This is a genomic window from Polaromonas sp., from assembly GCF_043778355.1.
GTDB lineage: Bacteria > Pseudomonadota > Gammaproteobacteria > Burkholderiales > Burkholderiaceae_C > Polaromonas.
Genome location: NZ_JAYWHI010000121.1, coordinates 60227 through 83691 on the forward strand (window position 1 = coordinate 60227; position 23465 = coordinate 83691).

Here is a 23465-nt window from a genome sequence, read left to right on the forward strand (position 1 = left end):
AAAGAAAAGTGCCTCGCCCGCCGGGGCGAGACCCGGCTTGCTGGCACACCAGGCTGTACGAGTTATCCAACATGGATCCCGGATCAAGTCCGGGATGACAGATGAAAGAAGTTTCCCAGCAGGCGACCATCCGGGCCCCGCAGCCGGAACAGGGAAAACTAGACTTCCGCCGCCCGCTTGTAAGCCTGCGCCGCCGCGACCAGGTCTTCGCGCTGCTCGGCCAGCAGCGCCAGCGCCCGCCAGGCGTTGCGGTGCAGGCCTGCGTCCTGCAGCGCCAGCGCGGCCTGGGACAGCAGTTGCTGGGCCTTGCCCCAGAGCTGGCGTTTCAGGCAGGCCATGCCGGCCAGGTACTGCAGGTTGGCATCGCGCGGACGTTGTTGCTGTGCAGTTTCAATGCGCGCCAGCCAGACGGCGTCGATGGAGTCGAGACCCTGCTCCAGCACCTGGATCAGCTTGACCCGCAGGTTGTCGCTGATGTCCGAGCGCGGCTGCATCACCGGCTCCCAGACCTGCAGCAGCCAGGAACGCGCCAGATTGGCGTCGCCGTGCAGCGCCATCAGGCGCGATGCAGCGTGGATCACCAGCTCGGGCATGGCGCGTTCGGAGGCGTCCAGCGACTGCCACGCGGCCTGCAGTTGCGCCGGATCGTGCGCGCCACCCAGCAACTCCAGCGCGAGGCCGCGCACGATGCTTTGCGCCGCCCCTGGCGAAAATGCCCGGTGTTTGGCCAGCAGGCGCGCGGTGTCGAGTGCCTGCGCTGTCTGCTTCGCTTGCCGCGTCGCGCGCAGCCGGGTGCGCAGCGCCAGCGTGCGGCGCGACGCGCCCTGTGGCAACTGGCCCAGCAACTCCAGCGCGCCGTTCGGGTCGCGATCGTCCAGCGCCCAACGGGCGGCACGCAGTTGCACACCTTCGCGGGTTTCCTGCGCGATGCGATGGTTGCTGCTTTCGAGTGCCTGCTGCAAATGTTCTTCTCGCAAGGCCTTGTTCTGCAGAGACTGCGCGCTTTCGGCAGCCAGCAGATGCGCCAGCAGCCGCAACTGGGTGGCCCGCGCGGCGTTATAAGCGCCAACGTCACTGGAAGTGCGGGCCAGCTGGCTCAGGCTTTTTTCCTGCGTGATCGCGTTCTGCGCGAGTTTGGCGGCGCGGATGAAGCGACCAGCCATCAGATGCGACAGCGCGTCCATGAAGGCCGCGTACATCGCCCGCTCCTTTTGCTGCGCGCGCCAGCGCCGGGCTTCGGCCGGCAATGAAAAAACCGCCGACGAAGCGCGCAGCGAAACATACAGCAGCGTGAACAGGCCGGCCAGCAGCAGCACCAGCAGGTTGAAGGAAACGTCAATGCGGTGCGGCGGCCAGAACAAGGTGACCACCGCCTGGTTGTTGCCGGCCACCAGTGCCACCGCGACCGCGATGCCGAACAGGGCCAGGAGCCAGAGTGCGCTGCGCATGTGCTGAGTGGGCTCTAGCGGCCCGCCGCTGCGGTGGCCAGCGCGGCCAGGGTTTCGTCCAGGCGCGGCAGCTCGCTGGACTTCATCTGGGTTAACACCTGCTGCAACAACTGGCCGGCCGCCTGCGTCCTGCGCGACGCCGGGTCGAAATATTTACCCAGCAAGGCCGACGCGCTGGCCAGGTCGGCACGTGCGCTGGCGGTCTGCCGCGACAGCAAGCCCAGGCGCGCATTGAGCAGCTTGAGTTTGAGGTTCTCGCGCAGAAAAAACGATTGTTCGGGCGCCAGCAGGGCAGCGTCGGGCTGGTCAATGCGGCTGACACGCAGCAGATTGCGCGCCTCGTCACGCACGCCCTGCCAGGTGTTGTTCCACCAGGCCTGCAAGGCCAGCCGGTCGAGCAGCAAACGTGCCGGGTTGGCGGCCGGTGCGGCCGCAGACGCAGCGCTGGCCGGTGCCACGACCGGGACGCGCGTGTTGCTGGCCACCGGCATCGCATTGGCCAGCGGCAAATCGTCCACCAGGCGCGTCAACTCGTCGAGCTTGAGCAGCAGGCCTGGCACATCCGTCACGGTGCTTGCCTTGATGCGCTCCACGTCTCGCGCGATCGCGCGCTGCAGCGGATTGAGGCGCGGCTGGGCGGCGCGTGCCAGCCGCTGGTCGGCCGATTTGAGTGCGGCCAGCATGGGCTCGGCGCTGCCGGTCAGTTGCGCCTGCTGCTGGGCCAGCCGCAGCGCCGACTCCACATCGACCACCAGGTTTTCATCGCGCGAGCGCGACAGGCTTTGCATCAGTTCTTCAAGCTGGCTGCGCTGCAGGCTGACTTCGCTGAGCCGTGTTTCGAGCAGCGCCAGCCGCGCCGTCAGTTCACGCGTGCCCTCCTGCGCCTGGCGCGCCAGTGTGCGCGCTTCAATCGATTGCGCCGTTGAATCGGTGCTGCGCCGGGCCAGCTCTTCCTGAATATGGACCAGCTTTTGCCACAACAGCGCGCTCATCACCACGCCCGCGATAGCCACCACCCCCGTCACAAGGAGCCAGCGCCTGGGTACACCGGCGCCTGCGGGCCCGGCCACAACCGGCACCGGCGCAGCCGGCGCGGGCAAGGAAGGAGGAAGGGATGGGCTGTCGCTCATGGTTGCATCGATTCTATCGAGGCCACGATGTCATCGAGCGCCGGGCGTGACTCTGCAACAACACCCCAACCCGCCGCGCGCACGGCCTCGGCAATGCGCGGGTGGGTCGCCACGGCGCGGGCCTGCGACCAGTCCTGCTGCGGCAGATGCCCGACCGCCTCGGAGCTGCTGAACAGCCAGACCGAACCGTCCACCGCAGCCTCAGCCATGGTTTTACGCTGCGGCGATGTGAACAGCGGCGCGCTGCGCTGGTAGACAGCGAGAAACTCAGGCATGGCACCCGCCGCCGACAGTTGCCGCGCCAGCCAGTCGCGGCCAGCGCCACCGGCCGGCTCCGCACCGGCGCTGCGCCCGCGCACGATCAGCACGCGTTTGCCCTGCCAGTCACGGTCGGCGACAAGCGCCCAGAGCGCCTCGGAATCAAACTGGCCGGCATCCGGCGCAGGCGCGTCGATGCGTGCGTCGGGGAGGCCCATCTCCCGCAACGCGGCCACTGTGCCGGGGCCAGGCGCCAGGTAGCGCAGGCCTTCATTTGCTATCAAATCAATAGCTGTTCGCGCTTTTCCGATATGGGCTGGAGCCTGATTTGATGCAAAGAATGCCGCCACTGCATTGCCACTGACAAACATCAGCGCAGCGTAGCTGGCGATGTCGCGCCAGGCCTGCTGCAGCGCCGGCGATGTCGGAAGCCTTTCAATGCGAATCAGCGGCAGCGCCTCGGCCGGCAGCCCGCGCTGTGCCAGGGCGGTCACCCAGGCTTGGGCATCACGCTCGGGCCGGGTGACGATGACGCGGGGACAGCTCAAGGGGAACTCAGGAATTGGCGGCCCACACCGCGCCACCGGCGCGAAGCGAGGCGGCCACCTGCTCACCCAGTGCCTCGGCCTGGTCAAAGGTCGTCACCGGGGCGCTGTGCTCGGCGCGCACCAGCGGCGCACCGGCTACCCCCTGGCCGTCGGCGCCAGGCTCACCCCAGGCGGCTTCCAGCCGCATCTGCGCCGAATGCGGCGCGCGGATAAACGCAGCCAGCGGCATGGAGCAACTGCCGCCCATGGCGCGTGACACGGTGCGTTCAGCGGTCACCGCCAGCCAGGTCGGCTGGTGCGCCAGGCCGGCCAGCGCCGTCAAAAGGTCCTGCCGGTCGGCGCGCACCTCGATGCCGAGCGCGCCCTGCCCGGCTGCCGGCAGCATCTGCTCCGGCTCAAAAGCCTGGCGAATGCGCGATGCCAGGCCGAGGCGCTTGAGCCCGGCCGCCGCCAGCACAATCGCCTGGTAGTGGCCCTCGTCGAGCTTGCGCAGGCGGGTGTCGAGGTTGCCGCGCAGCGGTTCGATGCGCAGATCAGGGCGCAGATTTTTGAGCAGCACCAGGCGGCGCAGGCTGGAGGTACCGACCACCGCACCGGGAGGCAGTTCGTCCAGTGAGGCGAAATCATTGGAGACCAGCGCGTCGCGCGGGTCCTCGCGCTCAAGCACGCAGGCCAGCGCAAAACCCTCGGGCAGGTCCATCGGCACGTCCTTGAGCGAATGCACGGCGATGTCAGCGCGGCCATCAAGCAGTGCGGTTTCCAGCTCCTTGACAAACAGGCCCTTGCCGCCAACCTTGCTGAGCGAGCGGTCCAGGATCTGGTCGCCCAGCGTGGTCATGCCCAGCAGCTCGACCTGCCAGCCCAGACGTGCCTCCAGCAGCGCCTTGACATGTTCGGCCTGCCACAGCGCGAGCCGGCTTTCACGCGTGGCAATCACCACGCGAAGGGAGTTGGAAGAATCTGCGCGCACTCGTAACCTGTTCGTATCTGGGAGAGGTTCCGGATGCTAGCATGCTGCACTGCAATACAGAGCCAACAACAAGGGGAATCCATGGTGACGACGGCGCGTGTTAAACCTTCCCGCGGTCTGCCTGCGGCGGATCAGAACAAGGATCGTCCGCGCGCCCGCGCCAAGGACAATGAGCGGCCGCTGGTCGAAGACATCCGCCTGCTGGGCCGCATTCTGGGTGATGTGATCCGCGAGCAGGAGGGAGAGGCCGCCTACGAGCTGATCGAGGAAGTGCGCAAGCTGTCGGTGACCTTCCGCCGCGACGCCGACGCAGAAGCTGACAAGTCGCTCAAGAAGCTGCTCAAGGGCCTGTCGGGCGACCAGACCGTCAGCGTGATCCGGGCCTTCACCTATTTCAGTCATCTCGCCAATCTGGCCGAAGACCGGCATCACATCCGGCGCCGCGCCATCCATGAACGCGCTGGCGACACCCAGGAGGGCAGCATTGAGGTGGCTTTGTCACGCCTGCGCTGGGCCGGCATCTCGCCCAAAACCATCTCGGCCACACTGGCACACGCCTATGTCTCGCCAGTGCTGACCGCGCACCCGACCGAGGTGCAGCGCAAGAGCATCCTCGACGCGGAACGCGACATCGCGCAACTGCTGACAGCGCGCGACGAAATCAAGGCCCACGCGCTGGCCGTCAACGCGGCGCGCGATGCATTGACCCCGCGCGAACTCGCCGCCAACGAAGCCCAGCTGCGCGCGCGGGTGATGCAGCTCTGGCAGACGCGGCTGCTGCGTGTTACCAAGCTCACGGTCGCCGACGAGATTGAAAACGCGCTCAGTTACTACGAGTCGACCTTTTTGCGGGAAATTCCCAAACTCTATGCGGAGCTGGAGCGCGCGCTTGGTAGCCAGCCGGTGCACAGTTTTTTGCGCATGGGCCAGTGGATAGGCGGCGACCGCGACGGCAACCCGAATGTCAGCGCCGACACGCTGGAATATGCGCTGCGGCGCCAGTCTGAAGTCGCGCTGCGCCACTACCTGACCGAGGTGCACTACCTCGGCGGTGAACTCTCGCTGTCGGCCATGCTCGTCGACTTCACGCCCGAGATGCGGGGCCTGGCCGAGCGTTCGCCCGACATCAATGAACACCGGCTTGACGAGCCTTACCGGCGCGCGCTGACCGGTGTTTATGCGCGACTCGCCGCCACGCTGAAAGACCTGACAGGCCGCGACGCCGCTCGTCACGCGGTCGCCCCGCAGAACGCCTACGTCGCCGCCGAGGATTTTCTGGCCGACCTGCGCATCATTGAAGCCTCGCTGCGCGCCAACCACGGCGGCGCGCTGGTGGCGCAGCGCCTGCACCCGCTGATCCGCGCGGTGGAGGTGTTCGGCTTTCACCTGGCCACGGTGGACCTGCGACAAAGTTCGGACAAGCATGAGGAAGTGATTGCCGAGTTGCTGGCGGTCGCCCGCATCGAAGAGAAGTACTCGAGCCTCGACGAAGCAGCCAAACGCGAGTTGCTGATGTCGCTGCTCAACGATGCGCGCCCGCTGCGCGTGGTGGGCGCCGCCTACTCGGACCATGCGCGCGCCGAGATTGCGATTTTTGAGTCGGCCAAGGTCATGCGTCAGCGCTTCGGCGCGCAGGCGATCCGCCACTACATCATCAGCCACACCGAAACCGTTAGCGACCTGCTGGAAGTGCTGCTGCTGCAAAAGGAGGTCGGGCTGATGCGCGGCATTCTCAACGACCCCCACGCTCAGCCCTTCGGCTCTGTCGCTGCCCCCCGAGGGGGCGCCCGCGCCTTGGGGCGGCCCGGCGGCGCGGCGGACAACCAGTCCACCCATGACCTGATCGTGGTGCCGCTGTTCGAGACAATTGAGGATCTGCGCAACGCCGCACCCATCATGCGCGAGTACTACGCGCTGCCCGGCATCGCGCAGCAGGTCAAGCGCAGCGGCGGCGAGCAGGACATCATGCTGGGCTACTCCGACAGCAACAAGGACGGCGGCATCTTCACCAGCAACTGGGAGCTGTACCGTGCTGAAATCGCGCTGGTTGAACTGTTTGACCAGCTCGCCAACGCCAGTGACATCCAGCTGCGCATGTTCCATGGCCGCGGCGGCACCGTGGGCCGCGGTGGCGGCCCGAGCTACCAGGCGATCCTGGCGCAGCCGCCAGGCACGGTGCGCGGGCAAATCCGCCTGACCGAACAGGGTGAAGTCATCGGCTCCAAATACGCCAACCCCGAAATCGGCCGGCGCAACCTCGAAACCCTGGTGGCCGCCACGCTGGAAGCCACGCTGCTGCAGCCGACCAAACCCGCTACCCGTGCGTTTCTACAGGCTGCCGACCAGCTGTCGCACACCAGCATGGCGGCCTACCGCGCGCTGGTCTACGAGACCCCCGGCTTCACCGAGTACTTTTTCAGTGCGACGCCAATCCGTGAAATTGCCGAGCTCAACATCGGCTCGCGCCCGGCCTCACGCAAGGCTTCGCAAAAAATCGAGGACTTGCGCGCCATTCCCTGGGGTTTCAGCTGGGGCCAGTGCCGCCTGACGCTGCCGGGTTGGTACGGTTTCGGCTCGGCCATCGCGCAGATGCTGGATGCGGGCGGCACACCGGCCAGCCGCAAGGAAGCCCTCGCGCTGCTGCAGAAGATGTACAAGCAATGGCCTTTTTTCCGGACCCTGCTCAGCAACATGGACATGGTGCTGGCCAAAAGCGACCTGGCGCTGGCCTCGCGGTATGCCGAGCTGGTCGGTGATACGCGCCTGCGCAAGAAAATCTTCAGCGCCATTGAGGCCGAATGGCATCGCACCGCCGACGCACTGGGCCTGATCACCGGGGACAAGCAGCGGCTGGCGGGCAATGCCTCGCTGCAGCGCTCGATCCGGCACCGCTTTCCCTATATCGACCCGCTCCATCATCTGCAGGTCGAACTGGTGCGGCGCTACCGCGAGGGCAAGGCCGACGAGCGCGTGCAGCGCGGCATCCACATCTCGATCAATGGTATTGCGGCGGGTCTGCGCAATACCGGTTGAACCGCTCGCGCGCCTGAACAGCGATAAAAATGCCGCGCAGTCAGCTCACGCGGCCCCTGTAGGCCCAGTCCTAGGTCAACACCAGCGCCGTCCGATGGTGGCGCGTGGCACGGCGGCCTAGCATCAAATCAACATGGAATAACACGCCGGTATGTCGCTGCGCGGCGTTAGCCATGGCTTTGCCGGAGCCTACATCATGAATACCTTCAAGTTCGGGGCCGATTCTTCACCCGACGATGCCGATTCCGTTTCTACAGACGCTGCGGAACTGGCTTCCCACATGAACCATTGCGCCAGTTCGCACAGCCGTTTTTTCTTTGTGCATTCAGCGCTGCAGTCAGCACACGGCGCGCTCAGCCCGCGCATTGTCACGGTGGCGGCGCTGGCCACCCTGGGGCTGGCCCTTGCCCTGATCATGCTGGCATGAGGGTGTGAAAACGGTCGTCATCAACCGCCTGGAAACACTCACCCCCTACGCCAGGAAAATACTTCTTGATCGACACGGCGAGATTCAACAACCGATACGCGCCGAACTGTTCGGCGCCCGCCGTTTTGAACAACACGGTCGCAGCCTGGCCAGAGCGCAGACTATCCGTTCCAGCGAAGGCAGACCACACGGGCCGCCCTTTTTTCCGCGCGTGCAGGAAAACATCACCGGTCTGCGCGAAGCTTATGACTACATCGCCATCACCTCGCGGCGCGGCCACTACGTCACCCCCGCCGCTGAATGGCTGCTCGACAACTTTCACCTGATCGAAGCGCAGCTCCAGCAGATCCGGGAAGGCGTGCCGCACCGCTACTACGCGGATCTGCCCAAACTCGCGGACAAACCGCTGGAAGGCCTGCCGCGTGTGTACGGCATCGCCTGGGCTTATGTCGCCCACACCGACAGCGTGCTGGACCCCGAACTGTTCACGGCCTTTCTGAACGCCTATCAGGAGGTCAGCGAACTGACGCTGGGCGAGCTGTGGGCCCTGCCCACCACGCTGCGTGTGGTGTTGCTGGAAAACCTGCGCCGCATGGCCGATCGCATTGCCTGGAACAAAGTGGCGCGGGAAGTAGCGCACGCCGCGTGGGACGCGGCCGATGACCTGAGCCCACAGGACCTCGACGAGTTGCACAGCTACATGGCATGCCGCGGCCTGGAGCGCAGCTACCTGACGCAGCTCTGGCAACGCATGCCAGCCGAGCGGGTGGAAGCCGAGCCCCCGCTGGTCGCCTGGACCGAAACCCATTGCGCGGACGGACTGGGCCTGATCGGCGAGGCGCAAACCTCCCAGGTCGAGGCCAACCTCACGGTCAGCAACATCATCACCACGCTGCGGCTGATTGGCCAGGTCGAGTGGACGGAATTGATCGAGCCGGTCAGCCACTGCCTGCAGGTGCTCCGCCGTCTGCCGAGTTTCTCCATGGAAAGCGAGATGACGCGCCAGCAGATCACGCGGGCCATGGAAAGGCTGGCCCAGCAAAGCGGCCAGTCCGAGCGCACCGTCGCCGAGGCTGTGCTGACAGCGGCCACACAAGCCGGACTGCCCGCGGTCGCGCAGACGGCGGGTTATCACCTGATCGGCCCTGGACGTGCGGCACTGGAGCTGGCACTGCATCCAGCCACCCCGGGAAGCACACCGCGCCGCGTCACCAGCCACTGGCGCGCCTGGCGGCTGACCGTCTATGCCGCCGTCTGGATCAGCGCGACCGCACTGGCCGTGTATACCGCTGTGCATCATTTGTCCAGCCTGGACTGGATCGCCTGGGTGGCGGTGCTGTTGATGGTCTTGCCGGCCTCCGAAGCCGTCGCTGCGCTGATTCACCGGCTGGTGGCCGAGTCGACCCGTATCCAGCCGCTTGCCCGACTCGACTTCACGGCAGGCATTCCGGCTGAACACCGCGTGCTGGTGGTCATTCCGTGCATGCTCACCTCGCCATCGTCCAACAGCGAACTGGCGCACCGCTTGAGTCTGCACTGGCTGGCCAGCCGGGAAATCCATGCGCAGTTCGCGCTGCTGACGGACTGGACCGATGCCGACTCCGAACACCTGCCCGGCGACCAGGCGCTGCTGGACGACGTACTGGAAAAAATCCGGGTACTGAACCACAGCTACCCGGCCAGCGAGTCCGGGCCCCCGCGTTTTGTGCTGTTGCATCGCCCGCGCACCTGGTGTGCCACCGAAGGCCGCTGGATTGGCTGGGAGCGCAAGCGCGGCAAGCTCGAAATGCTGCTGCGGCAACTCGCCGAAGGCTCCGCCCCGGTGTTTGCGCCGGTGGACCCGAACATGCAACTGGCCGAAGGCATACGGTATGTGCTGACGCTCGACAGCGACACCGGCCTGCCGGCTGGTTCGCTGCGCGACCTGGTGTCCATTGCCGCACATCCGCTCAACACACCACAGATCGACCCGGTGCGTCGGAGTGTGAGTGCCGGTTACGGCATCCTGCAGCCGCGCGTGGTGACACCGCTGCCGGCGTTTTATGAGCGCTCTCCCTTTCACAGCCTGTTTGCCGGCCAGGGCGGGCTGGACCCCTACAGCAGCGGCGTCTCCGACCTCTACCAGGACCTGTTCGGCATGGGCAGTTTTACCGGCAAGGGGCTGCTGAATGTACAGGCGGTGCACGCCGTGCTCGGCAACCGCCTGCCCGATGGCGCGGTGCTGAGCCACGACCTGCTGGAAGGCAGCATTGCGCGCTGTGGCTACGTCGGCGACGTGGTGCTGATGGAAGACCATCCGCACCACGCCGGGGTTGCCGCCTCGCGCATGCACCGCTGGACACGCGGCGACTGGCAGTTGCTGCCGCTGATGCTGCGTCCTGGACGCTTCGGCATCGACGCGCTGGGCCTGTGGCGCATGGCGGACAACCTGCGGCGATCACTGATCGCACCGGCAAGCGTGTTGCTGCTGGCATGGGTCATCGCCACGCAAGCGCTTCCTCTGGCGACAGCGCTGGGGTTTGTACTGGCGGCGCTGCTGGCCGGGCCGCTGATGGGTGCGCTGGCTGGCCTGGTGCCGACACGGCGCGGCATCGCGTGGCTGCATTTTTTCGATGTCGGCGTGCGCGATGTGTTGCGCGGGCTGGCTGCCACCGCCTGGCAGTTCAGCCAGCTGTTTGCGCAGGCAGCCATGATGCTGGACGCCATCGTGCGGGCGCTCTGGCGCATGGCGGTGAGCCGGCGCAAGCTCCTTGAATGGACCACGGCTGCGCAGGCCCAGGCGTCGGCACGTTACAGCCTGCCGGCTTTCCTGCGCAACCACGCGGCCAGCTCGGCACTGTGCCTGCTGCTGGCACTGGCCGCCTGCTGGAGCCCTTACCCCTGGGCTGGGCCCGCGCTGTTCCTGCTGTGGGCGATAGCGCCCCTGCCGGCCTGGTGGGCCAGTGTTCCCGCCGCCGCATCAAGCGTGCTCGCTGACGATGATCGCGACTATCTGGAGCAGCTGGCGCGTCAGACCTGGCAGTTTTTTGAACGCTGCGTGACCGCCGCGGACAATCATTTACCGCCCGACAACCTGCAGATGGAGCCGGAAGCGACGATTGCGCACCGCACTTCACCGACCAACATCGGCATGTACCTGATGGCGGTCGCCTGCGCGCGCGAATTCGAATGGATCTGCACCGCCGAGCTGATCACCCGCCTGGAAGCGACGCTGGACACGGTCCGCCGCCTGCCCAAACACCGGGGCCATCTGCTGAACTGGTATGACACCCGGACGCTGGAGGTGTTGGCACCGGCCTATGTGTCTACCGTGGACAGCGGCAACTTCGCCGGTCACCTGCTTGCGGTGGCGCAGGCCGTCAGGCAACTGGGGTCGCGCGAGAACACCCCGGCCGACCATGTGCTGCGCCTCGAAAATATGGCGACGTACTGCGACCAGCTGTGCATGGCCATGGATTTCAGCGGCCTGTACAACCCCAAGCGCCATCTTTTTCACATCGGACTGCGTGTGCATGAACAGGCGCTCGATGCCAGTTATTACGACCTGATGGCATCCGAGTCCCGGCTGACCAGCTTTCTGGCGATCGCCAAGGGCGACGTGCCGCGCCGCCACTGGCAGGCGCTGGGCCGCAACTTCCTCACTGTGGGCATCACACCCGGCCTCAAATCGTGGTCGGGTTCCATGTTTGAGTACCTGATGCCTTCGCTGGTCATGTCTGAGCCCGACCAGGGCCTGCTGCATATCTCGGGGCTGGCGGCGGTGATGGAGCAGCAGGCCTTTGGCCGTGCACAACAACTGCCCTGGGGCGTTTCCGAGTCGGCGTATTTCGGGCAGGACCACACGCTGGCCTACCAGTACTCACCGTTCGGTGTGCCGCGCCTGGCGCTGCGCCGGACCCCGCCTGGGGACCGGGTGGTGGCACCCTACGCCAGCGTGATGGCCTGCATGTTCACGCCGCGCGAAGCCGTGGACAATCTGCGCCAGCTTGAGATGGCGGGGGCACGCGGTGCTTACGGTTTTGTGGACGCCATCGACTTCACCACCGCCCGGCAGCCTGGCGCGCAGGCCTTCAGCCTGGTCAACACCTTCATGGCGCACCACCAGGGCATGTCACTGGTGGCGCTGTGCAATGTGCTGTGCAAAGAGGCGCCGCGCCGCTGGTTTTCCTCGGCCCCGTTGATCCAGGCCCATGACGCGCTGCTGCATGAAAAAACCCCACGCCAGATCATCGAAAGCGCCGACCCGCGCAGCCTGCCCGAGCCCGAAGAGCTGCGGGAAGATGCGCTGTACCACGCGCGCGAGCTCGATCCCGCAGCCTCAGGCTGGCAGCCCACGCAACTGCTGTCCAACGGCGCCTACAGCGTGGCACTGCGCGCCAACGGCGCGGGGGTCAGCCGCTGGCGCGGTAAAAACATCACGCGCTGGCGCGACGATCTGCTGCGCGATGCCTATGGCAGTTTCATCTACCTGCGCCCTGTCGGCCAGGACCGGGTGGTGTCGCTGACCTCGCACCCGGCGCCGCACCCCGACTGGCGCTACCAGGCCACCTTTCTGGCCGACCGGGTCGAATTCCAGGCCAAGTCACCGGAGCTCGAAGCCACCACGACCGTGCTGGTCAGCCCCGAAGACGACACCGAGCTGCGCACCGTCACCTTGCTCAATGCGTCGGAGCGCGAGCTCACGCTCGATGTGGTGTCCTGTTTTGAAGCGGTGCTGGCTGACCCGCGCGCCGACGAGGCGCATCCGGCCTTCTCCAACCTGTTCATCGCCACCCGCTGGCACGCGCCCTGGCGCGCCCTGCTGCTGACACGCAAACCGCGGCTGCAGGGTGATCCGGCCATGGCCGTTGCACATTTTCTGGCAGCGGCGGACGCCGACGTGCGCTCGGTTCACTGCATCACGGATCGCCGCGCCTTCCTCGGTCGCAACCGGCTCGCGGCCCAGCCGGCGCTGCTGGCGCAGTCCACCCAGTCGGATGAGACACCGTCAAACGGGCTGGACCCGGTCGCCGGCCTGCGCGTGCGTGTTCGGATTGCCGCCGGTGGCATGGCGCGCCTGAGTTTTGCGACCGCAGCCGCCGAAAGCAGCGAAGAGCTGATCGCCCGCATCGACAAATACCTGCAACCCATGCACGTCGAGCGCGCCACACGCATGGCGGCCACATTGGCACAGGTTCGACTGCGCGATCTGGGCGTCGCGCCCGAGCGCAACGCAGCGCTGCAGGACATCAACACCGCGCTGATGTACACCGCCACACGGCCGCAGACAGAACGCGCCCTGCTGGACCAGCGCCAGCTCTGGCGCTTCGGCCTGTCTGGCGACAAACCCATCGTGCTGGTGCGCATCCACTCGAGCATTGGCCTGGCGCTGGTCGATGCGCTGCTGCGCGCCCAGCCGCTGTGGAGTTTCGGCGGGCTGGCGGTGGACGTGGTCATTGTCAACAGCGAGGTCAACTCCTACCTGATGCCCTTGCAGCGTGACATTCTTGCCCTGCGCGACCGCATGCACCAGCAGTCGGAAAACAGCTTCCCGCGCAACGACGCCGGGGGCTTTTTCCTGCTGCGCGATCACGAAATCGCTGCCTCGGAAAAAGCCGTGCTCGCCGGTCTGGCGCGTTTCATTTTTGTCGCCGACGGTCGTCCGCTGGAGCAGCAGCTTGCGGCCCTGCAGGGCGCCACCGGCCTGCGCCGCCGTGCCGTGCCGGCGAGCCTGCCGGCGCCGAGTGCCGCACTGGCCGACCCGTCGACCGCGCCGCTTGCCGCCACCCAGACGCCCGTCGGCCAATTCGATGCCGCCAGCGGCGAGTTCCGCTTCACCGTGGACAGCCGGCACAGGCCAACGCGGCCCTGGATCAACGTGATTGCCAACCCGTCCTTCGGCTTTCAGGTGTCCGAAGCCGGGGCCGGCTATACCTGGGCCGTCAACAGCCGCATGCAACAGCTCACGCCCTGGTCCAACGACCCGCTGCAGGACCCCGCGGGCGAGCACTACCTGCTGCAGGACGCCGACACGCTCAAACTGCTGGCACTGACTCCTTCCACTGAAAGCCGCTCGGCGTCGCCTTGCGAGATTCGCCACGGCCAGGGCTACACGGTGTTCACCTGCCGGCACGAGGAGTTGGCGCTGGAAACCACGTTTTTCGCGGACCGCGGCGATGCGGTCAAGGTGGTGGCCATCCGGCTGCACAACCACGGCAGCGAGGCGCGCCATCTGCGCGCGCTGGCGATGCTGGAATGGCAGATGGGCGGCACGCGCCAGGAGCGCCGCACCGTGCGCGGATGGAAAGCCCCGAACCAACCCACGGTGCTGGCGCAGCAGCGCGAAAGCCGCGCCGGGTTCGGCGGCAGCAGTGCGTTTTTGTCGCTGTCCGGTTTGCCCGACCCGCTGCAGTGGACCTGCGACCGCAGCGAATTTTTTGACGTGGCCGGGCGCCTGGTGCTGCCTGAAGTTCTGGGCCAGCAGGCCGGCCATGCGGCGGACCCCTGTGCTGCCCTGGCAGGAACGTTCACGCTGCAAGCCGGCCAGCAGATGAACTTCGCCTTTTTGCTGGGCCATGCGCCCGATGCCACGCAGGCCGAACAACTGGCGCGCGTCTGGCAGAGCCGCGACCTCGCGCAAGCGCTGGACGGCGTCAAGCACTACTGGTCCGGCCTGCTCGGCAAGATCGAGGTGCACACGCCCGACCCGCTGTTCGACGCGCTGGTCAACCGCTGGTTGCTGTACCAGACCCTGAGCTCACGCCTGTGGTCCAAGGCCGGCTTCTACCAGGCCGGCGGGGCCTTCGGTTTTCGCGACCAATTGCAGGACACGATGGCGTTTGCGCTGGTTGACCCGCGCCGCCTGCGCGACCAGATTGTGCTCAACGCCTCGCGTCAGTTCCCCGAAGGCGATGTGCAGCACTGGTGGCACGCGCCCGGCGGCGAAGGGGTGCGCACACATTTTTCCGACGACCTGTTGTGGCTGCCTTTTGCCGTCGCACATTACCTGGACGTCACCGGCGACGCCACGCTGCTCGACGAGGAGGTGGCCTTTATCGACGGTGCGCCCATCCCGGAGGGTGCTGAAGACGCCTACTACGCACCGCAGATCAGCGATCAGACCGCCTCCGTGTTTGAACACGGCGCGCGCGCCATCGACCGCAGCCTGCCCACCGGCGCACACGGCCTGCCGCTGATGGGCACCGGGGACTGGAACGACGGCATGAACCGCGTGGGCCACGAAGGCAAGGGCGAATCGGTCTGGCTGGCCTGGTTCCTCTGCGCCGTGGTGGAAAAATTTGCGCCACTGGCCCAGGCCAGAGGCGAAAGCGCGCGCGCGCAGAAGTGGCTGAACGCACGCGCGGGCTGGATCAGCGCGCTGCACAGCCACGGCTGGGACGGCGCCTGGTTCCGCCGCGCCTTTTTTGACAACGGCGCGCCGCTGGGTTCGTCGCAAAACGACGAATGCCGCATCGACCTGATTGCGCAGGCCTGGGCGGTGCTTTCCGGCGCATCCTCTGACCCATTCACCGTGCCCGCCATGCAGGCCATGAACGACCAACTGGTGGACAGCGACGCCGGCCTGCTGCGCCTGCTGACCCCGCCGCTACAAAATTCGGTCAACAACCCCGGCTACATCCAGGCCTACCCGCCCGGCGTGCGGGAAAACGGCGGCCAGTACGCCCATGCCGGGGTCTGGGCCCTGATGGCGCAGGCGCAAACCGGCGACACTGAAGCCGCCTGGGAAAGCTTCCAGGCCTTGAGCCCGGCCCACCGCAGCCAGCATCCCACACGCGGCCCGGCCTACCAGCTCGAACCGTATGTGATGGCTGGCGACATTTACGGCTCGCCGCCTTATGTGGGTCGCGGCGGCTGGAGCTGGTACACCGGATCGGCTGCCTGGTTGCACCGAGCGTCGCTGGAAACACTGCTGGGCTTGTCCGTGCGTCAGGGCAAGCTGTCGCTCACCCCCTGTGTGCCGGCGCACTGGCCTGCGTTCGAGGTCACTCTGAGACTGGACGGCGGGCAGGTGGTGAGATTGCGCTGGCAGCACGCCGCGCTGGCGCCGGATGAAGGCTTCAAGCCAGATCGGGTCATCGCGCCAGGCGAGGTGCTGCGGCTTGCGGAACTGCCGGCGCAAGCCCTGTTGCTGGTGCGCGAGGCCTCGCCCGGCCCGCCAGCTTGAAATCGCTATCAATTAAATAGCGGATCGCGTACACCAGACAAGGGTTGAGAGCATATTTCACCCTCAAACCTGCGGGGCGACCGACGGCTGGCCGTGGCCAGGCTGTGGCGCAGGGGCCACATGTGGATCACCGACGACTTTCAATATCTGCCAGGCACACCGGGGAGCGCCCCCATGTCAGACCCGTCCTACAAACAAATCAGGCTGGGGCAGAGACACTCTGGGGCTGATACAAAATATGTGCGGTAGCGCACACCGCCCTTCTTGCCAACCTAGTAGAGAGTGACAGGCACCATGGACCAGGCCTTAGAAACAAGCAGCCGCAAAAAAAACCAGGCCAAGACGGTTCCCCGTCCTTCCAGAAAGAGCCCTGCTGCATCTGAAACTGCATCATCACCCGCCCTGCCGATGCCGGACGCCATCCTGGCCGAAGCGCGGTCGCGCCAGATTCTGGCCGCGATGATGGCTTTTTCCGACGGTGATTTCCAGGCCCGGCTACCTTCCGACTGGTCGGGTACCGACGGACGGATTGCAGAAGCCTTCAACCAGGCGATTCGAAACGCCGGGCACGTCACCTCGGAAGCAGAGCGCGTACGCACCACCGTGGGCAAGGAAGGACGGTTGTCGCAGCGCATGTCCGCGCCGGGCGCGATTGGCGGCTGGGCCGACCAGGTCCAGTCCCTCAATACATTGATGGACGATCTGGTGCGTCCGACCACCGACATTGCCCGCACCATTGGTGCCGTCGCCAAAGGCGATCTCGGCCAGTCGATGGACCTGCAGGTTGATGGCCGCGCACTCAAGGGCGAGTTCCTGCGGTCGGCCAAGCTGGTCAACTCGATGATCGAGCAGTTGTCGGTGTTCACCTCCGAAGTGACACGGGTGGCCCGCGAAGTCGGCACCGAAGGCAAGCTGGGCGGGCAGGCCCAGGTCAAGGGTGTGTCTGGCGTCTGGAAAGACCTGACCGACTCGGTCAACCAGATGGCCGGCAACCTGACCGCGCAGGTGCGCAACATTGCCGATGTGACGATTGCCGTGGCCAACGGCGACCTGTCCAAAAAGATCACGGTGGACGTGCGCGGCGAGATCCTCCAACTCAAAGAAGCGACCAACACCATGGTCGACCAGCTGCGCTCCTTCGCCTCCGAGGTCACGCGGGTGGCGCGCGAGGTGGGCACTGACGGCCGGCTTGGCGGCCAGGCGGTGGTGCCCGGAGTGGCCGGGACCTGGAAGGATTTGACCGATTCGGTCAACTCCATGGCCAACAACCTGACATCGCAGGTGCGCAACATCGCCACCGTGACCACGGCCGTGGCGCGCGGCGACCTGAGCCGCAAGATCACGGTGGACGTCAAGGGCGAGATTCTCGAGCTCAAGGAAACCATCAACACCATGGTGGACCAGCTCAACGGCTTCTCCTCCGAAGTGACGCGGGTGGCGCGGGAAGTCGGTACCGAAGGCAAGCTGGGCGGCCAGGCCCAGGTGCCCGGCATCGCCGGCACCTGGAAAGACCTGACCGACTCGGTCAACTCGATGGCCTCGAATCTGACCGGGCAGGTTCGCAACATCGCGGGCGTGGCAACCGCCATTGCCAAGGGCGACTTGTCGTCCAAGATCACGGTGGAGGTCAAGGGCGAGATCCTGGCGCTCAAGGAAACCATCAACACCATGGTGGACCAGCTCAATGGTTTTGCCTCGGAGGTGACCCGCGTCGCGCGCGAGGTCGGCACCGAAGGCAAACTCGGCGGCCAGGCGGCGGTGCCCGGCGTCGCCGGCACCTGGAAAGATTTGACCGACAACGTCAATTTCATGGCGTCCAACCTGACCGGTCAGGTCCGCAACATCGCCGAGGTGACCACTGCTGTGGCCAACGGCGACTTGTCCAAGACCATCACGGTGGACGTCAAGGGCGAGATTCTCGAACTCAAAAACACCATCAACACCATGGTGGACCAGCTCAACGGCTTCGCGTCCGAGGTCACGCGGGTGGCGCGGGAGGTGGGCACCGAAGGCAAGCTGGGCGGCCAGGCGGCGGTGCCCGGCGTCGCTGGCACCTGGAAAGATTTGACCGACTCGGTCAACTTCATGGCCTCCAACCTGACCGGTCAGGTCCGCAACATTGCCGAGGTGACCACCGCCGTAGCGCGCGGCGACCTCTCCAAAAAAATCACCGCCGACGTGCGCGGCGAAATTCTGGAACTCAAGAACACCATCAACACCATGGTGGACCAGCTCAACGGTTTTGCCGGCGAGGTCAGCCGGGTGGCCCGTGAGGTCGGTACCGAAGGCGCGCTGGGCGGCCAGGCGCAGGTGCTGGGCGTGGCCGGCACCTGGAAGGATTTGACCGACAACGTCAACTCGATGGCGTCCAACCTGACGGCCCAGGTGCGCAACATTGCCGACGTGGCGACCGCCGTGGCCAACGGTGACCTGTCCAAGAAAATCACGGTGGACGTCAAGGGTGAAATCCTTGAACTCAAGAACACCTTGAACACCATGGTGGACCAGCTCAACGGCTTCGCCTCGGAGGTAACCCGCGTCGCGCGCGAGGTTGGCACCGACGGCAAACTGGGCGGCCAGGCCCAGGTGCGCGGTGTCGCAGGAACCTGGAAGGATTTGACCGACAACGTCAACTCCATGGCCAACAACCTGACCGGCCAGGTGCGCAACATTGCCGACGTGACCACGGCCGTGGCGCGCGGCGATTTGTCGCGCAAGATCACGGTGGAGGTCAAGGGCGAGATTCTGGAGCTGAAGAACACCATCAACACCATGGTGGACCAGCTCAACGGCTTCGCGTCAGAAGTGACGCGGGTGGCGCGCGAGGTCGGTACCGAAGGTCGTCTGGGCGGCCAGGCCGAGGTGCCCGGTGTGGCCGGTACCTGGAAGGATTTGACCGACAACGTCAACTTCATGGCATCGAATCTGACCGGCCAGGTCCGCAACATCGCCGACGTGGCGACCGCGATTGCGCGCGGCGATTTGTCGCGCAAGATCACGGTGGAGGTCAAAGGCGAAATTCTTCAGCTCAAGCAGACCATGAACACCATGGTGGACCAGCTCAATGCCTTTGCCGGCGAGGTCAGCCGGGTGGCGCGCGAGGTCGGTACCGACGGCAAACTCGGCGGCCAGGCGGCGGTGGAAGGCGTGGCCGGCACCTGGAAGGACTTGACCGACAACGTCAACTCCATGGCCTCCAACCTGACCGGTCAGGTGCGCAACATTGCCGAAGTGACGATTGCGGTGGCCAATGGCGACCTGTCCAAAAAGATCACGGTGGACGTGCAGGGCGAGATCCTCGAACTCAAGGAAACCATCAACACCATGGTGGACCAGCTGCGCTCCTTCGCGGCCGAGGTCAGCCGGGTGGCGCGTGAGGTCGGCACCGACGGCAAACTCGGCGGCCAGGCGCAGGTGCCCGGCGTCGCCGGCACCTGGAAGGACTTGACCGACAACGTCAACTCCATGGCCGACAACCTGACCGGCCAGGTCCGCAACATTGCCGACGTGGCGACCGCGATTGCCCGCGGCGACCTGGGCCGCAAGATCACGGTGGACGTGAAGGGCGAGATCCTGCAGCTCAAGGAAACCATCAACACCATGGTCGACCAGTTGTCGGCCTTTGCCTCGGAAGTGACCCGCGTGGCGCGTGAGGTCGGCACCGAGGGCAAACTCGGCGGCCAGGCCGCCGTGCCCGGTGTGGCCGGCACCTGGAAAGATTTGACCGACACCGTCAACTCCATGGCGTCCAACCTGACCGGCCAGGTGCGCAACATCGCCGAGGTGACGATTGCGGTGGCCAACGGCGACCTGTCCAAGAAGATCACGGTGGACGTGCGTGGTGAAATTCTGCAGCTCAAGGAAACCATCAACACCATGGTGGAGCAGTTGCGCTCCTTCGCCTCTGAGGTCACACGGGTGGCGCGCGAGGTCGGCACCGAAGGCCGGCTTGGCGTGCAGGCTGTGGTGCCCGGCGTGGCCGGCACCTGGAAAGACCTGACCGACTCGGTCAACACCATGGGCGCCAACCTGACTTCCCAGGTACGCAATATTGCCGAGGTGACCACGGCGGTGGCGCGGGGCGACCTGAACCGCAAGATCACGGTGGACGTCAAGGGCGAAATCCTGGAACTCAAAAACACCATCAACACCATGGTGGACCAGCTCAACTCCTTTGCCGGCGAGGTCACGCGGGTGGCGCGTGAGGTCGGCACCGAAGGCAAGCTCGGCGGTCAGGCGCAGGTCAGCGGCGTGGGCGGCACCTGGAAGGACTTGACCGACAACGTCAACTTCATGGCCTCGAACCTGACCGAACAGGTGCGCGGTATCGTGAAAGTGGTGACGGCCGTGGCCGACGGCAACCTGACGCAGCGCCTGACGGTGCAGGCCAAGGGCGAGGTGGCGGCGCTGGCCGACACCATCAACGGCATGACCGACACCCTGGCGATCTTCGCCGACCAGGTGACCAACGTGGCGCGTGAAGTCGGCGTCGACGGCCGACTCGGCGGCCAGGCCAACGTGCCCGGCGCAGCAGGAACCTGGAAAGACCTGACCGGCAACGTCAACCTGCTGGCCGCCAACCTGACCACCCAGGTGCGCGCGATTGCCGAGGTGGCCACAGCCGTGACCAAGGGCGACCTGACGCGCTCCATCCAGGTTGACGCCAAGGGCGAGGTGTCCGAGCTCAAGGACAACATCAACACCATGATCTCGAACCTGCGCGAGACCACTGAAAGTAACCGCGAGCAGGACTGGCTCAAGACCAACCTGGCGCGTTTCACCGGCATGCTGCAGGGCCAGCGCGAGCTCAACACCGTCGGCCGGATGCTACTGTCCGAGCTGGCTCCGCTGGTCAACGCTCACCAAGGCACGGTGTACCACTGGAGTGGTGACGAGGCAGACGCCGACATGAACCTGCTGTCCAGCTACGCCCAGGCCGGCAACGTCAAGCTGGCCCCCAGCATCAAGCTGGGCGAAGGGCTGGTGGGGCAATGTGCGGTTGAGAAACGGCGAATTCTGCTGACCAACGCGCCTCCGGACTTTGTCAACATCAGCTCCAGTCTCGGCGAAGCCCGGCGGGTCAGTGTGGTGGTGCTGCCCGTGCTGTTTGAAAACGAGACCAAGGCCGTGATCGAGTTGGCCTCGCTGGACCCGTTCACGGCGGTCAACCTCAACTTCCTGGACCAGCTTGCGCTCAATATCGGCGCGGTGTTCAACACGATTGAGGCGACCATGCGCACCGAGGGCTTGCTGACCCAGTCGCAGCAGCTCACTGTCGAGTTGCAGTCCCGGCAAAGCGAACTGCAGCAAACCAACGAAGAACTGGGAACCAAGGCGCGCCTGCTGGCCGAGCAGAACGAAGAGGTCGAGCGCAAGAACCGCGAGGTCGAGCAGGCCCGCGGAGCGCTTGAAGAAAAGGCATCGGAGCTGGCCCTGACCTCCAAGTACAAATCGGAGTTCCTGGCCAACATGTCGCATGAGCTGCGCACGCCGCTTAACTCCATCCTGATCCTGAGCCAGCAACTGGCAGAAAATTCTCCCGGTACCTTGTCGCCCAAACAGGTGGAGTTTTCGCGCAATATCAACTCATCCGGCAGTGACCTGCTGCACCTGATCAACGACATTCTTGACCTCTCCAAGATCGAGTCGGGTACGGTCACGGTGGAGGTGGAGGAAATTCCGTTCGCCGACCTGCGCGACAACATCGACCGCAACTTCCGGCATGTGGCCGAGGCAAAGAACCTGCCCTTCCACATCCGCTTTGCGGACGACTTGCCGCGGTCCATGGACAGCGACCCGAAGCGTCTGCAGCAGGTGCTCAAGAATCTGCTGTCCAACGCCGTCAAGTTCACGGCACAGGGCCAGGTGGAAGTCCGCGTCGGCATTGCCACCGAAGGCTGGAGCGCCGAACACCCGGTACTGAGCCAGGCGCAGCAGGTGGTGGCTTTCGCCGTCGAGGACACCGGCATTGGTGTCGCGCCTGAAAAGCAGCGCCTGATCTTCGAGGCTTTCCAGCAGGCAGATGCGGGTACCTCGCGCAAATACGGCGGCACCGGCCTGGGCCTGGCGATCAGCCGCGAACTGGCCGCGCTGCTGGGCGGCGAGATCCGTCTGAGCAGCGTGCATGGCAAGGGCAGCTGTTTCACGCTTTACCTGCCGCTGCACTACGTGGGCTCGGACGGTGCGGTACTGCAGACCACGGAGCAGGTGGCAGACGCCACGCGTTCGGTCGTTGCGCTGCCGGTGGCCCGCGAGGAAACCATCGCCGACGACCGCGACAGCATCGCTACTGGCGAGCCGGCGCTGCTGATCATCGAAGATGACCCGCACTATGCCCGCATCCTGCTTGGCCTGGCCAGGGACAAGGGTTTCAAGGGCATCGTCGCGACCCGCGGCGCTCACGGCCTGGTGCTGGCACGCCAGTACCGGCCGGCTGCGATTTCGCTGGACATTTTCCTGCCCGACATGCTGGGCTGGACCGTGCTCAACCAGCTCAAGCTCGACCCGGCAACGCGGCATATTCCGGTGCAGATTGTGACCCTGGAGGAAGAGCGTCAGCACGGCTTGTCGCGCGGCGCGTTTGCCTACCTTGTCAAGGAACCGACGACGACCAGCCTGGAGGCAGCCTTCGACCGCATCAAGGAATTCACCGCGCCGCGCACCAAACGCCTGCTGGTGGTCGAAGACAACGACATCGAGCGCAACGCCGTACTGGAGCTGCTTGGCCATGACGATATCGACATCGTGGCTGCTGGCAGCGGCGATGAGGCGCTGACAGCCATGAAAAAAGAGCCCTTCGACTGCATCGTGCTCGACCTTCGCCTGCCTGACATGACCGGTTTCGAACTGCTTGAAAAAGTTCATGCCGACCCGGACCTGGCAGCTGTGCCGGTGGTTGTTTTCACCGGGAAGGACCTGAGCCGGGAGGAGCAGGCGCGCCTGCATTCGATGGCCAAAAGCATTGTCCTCAAGGATGTGCGCTCGCCGGAACGGCTGCTGGACGAAACCGCGCTGTTCCTGCACCGTGTGGTGACGGGCCTGCCGGAACAAAAGCAGGAAATGCTGGAGCGGCTGCACAACTCGGCCGAGGTCCTGCGCGGCCGCAAGGTGCTGGTGGTCGACGACGATGCGCGCAACATCTTTGCGCTGACCTCGGTGCTGGAAAACCACGAAGTGGACGTGGTCAGCGCCACCAATGGCCGGCAAGCCATCGACATCATCAAGAGCACGCCCGACATCGTCATGGTGCTGATGGATATCATGATGCCGGAGATGGACGGCTATGAAACCATGCGCGAGATCCGCAAGGACCCGCAGTTCCGCACCTTGCCCATCCTGGCGCTGACCGCAAAAGCCATGAAGGGTGACCGCGAGAAGTGCCTGGACGCGGGTGCCAGCGACTACATTGCCAAGCCCGTCAATACCAACCAATTGCTGTCCCTGATGCGGGTCTGGCTGTTCCGTTGATCTACCCCTTAACCTGCCCA

Annotated in this window: 8 protein-coding genes; 4 read left to right on the forward strand and 4 right to left on the reverse strand. The window is 65.4% G+C overall.

What is annotated here, in order from left to right; translation table 11 throughout:
• Positions 1-158: 158 nt before the first annotated feature.
• Genes ACH2CW_RS18075 through hemC form a run of 4 tightly spaced genes read right to left on the reverse strand, consistent with a single transcriptional unit; the run spans position 159 to position 4354 of the window.
• Positions 159-1448 carry a heme biosynthesis HemY N-terminal domain-containing protein gene (locus ACH2CW_RS18075; protein ID WP_395060701.1) on the reverse strand — a complete coding sequence of 430 codons (1290 nt, stop codon included), beginning with the start codon at positions 1446-1448 and terminating at the stop codon, positions 159-161.
• Positions 1449-1462: 14 nt separating this feature from the next.
• The gene (locus ACH2CW_RS18080) at positions 1463-2578 is read right to left on the reverse strand and encodes a uroporphyrinogen-III C-methyltransferase (RefSeq protein WP_395060703.1); all 1116 of its coding nucleotides are present in this window, start codon (positions 2576-2578) and stop codon (positions 1463-1465) included.
• Complete coding sequence (locus ACH2CW_RS18085; RefSeq protein ID WP_395060705.1) at positions 2575-3384, reverse strand: uroporphyrinogen-III synthase; 810 nt, start codon at positions 3382-3384, stop codon at positions 2575-2577. The genes ACH2CW_RS18080 and ACH2CW_RS18085 overlap by 4 nt, the downstream gene beginning before the upstream one ends.
• A gap of 7 nt (positions 3385-3391) precedes the next feature.
• Positions 3392-4354, reverse strand: coding sequence for a hydroxymethylbilane synthase (gene hemC / locus ACH2CW_RS18090; protein ID WP_395060707.1), 963 nt, complete (start codon positions 4352-4354; stop codon positions 3392-3394).
• Positions 4355-4435: 81 nt separating this feature from the next.
• Here hemC and ppc point away from each other — a divergent pair, with 81 nt between their 5' ends.
• The 4 genes from ppc to ACH2CW_RS18110 all read left to right on the forward strand — a co-directional run bounded on the left by ppc (position 4436) and on the right by ACH2CW_RS18110 (position 23445).
• Positions 4436-7387 (forward strand): phosphoenolpyruvate carboxylase, encoded by a 2952-nt coding sequence (gene ppc, locus ACH2CW_RS18095; RefSeq protein WP_395060709.1) that lies wholly within the window; start codon positions 4436-4438, stop codon positions 7385-7387.
• Between the two features lie 196 nt (positions 7388-7583).
• A complete protein-coding gene (locus ACH2CW_RS18100) occupies positions 7584-7814 on the forward strand; it encodes a hypothetical protein (RefSeq protein ID WP_395060711.1) in 231 nt (76 codons plus the stop codon).
• Between the two features lie 4 nt (positions 7815-7818).
• Positions 7819-15978 (forward strand): GH36-type glycosyl hydrolase domain-containing protein, encoded by an 8160-nt coding sequence (locus ACH2CW_RS18105; RefSeq protein WP_395060713.1) that lies wholly within the window; start codon positions 7819-7821, stop codon positions 15976-15978.
• Positions 15979-16386: 408 nt separating this feature from the next.
• On the forward strand, positions 16387-23445 hold the full coding sequence (locus ACH2CW_RS18110; protein ID WP_395060715.1) for a HAMP domain-containing protein: 7059 nt from the start codon (positions 16387-16389) through the stop codon (positions 23443-23445).
• Positions 23446-23465: the final 20 nt, after the last annotated feature.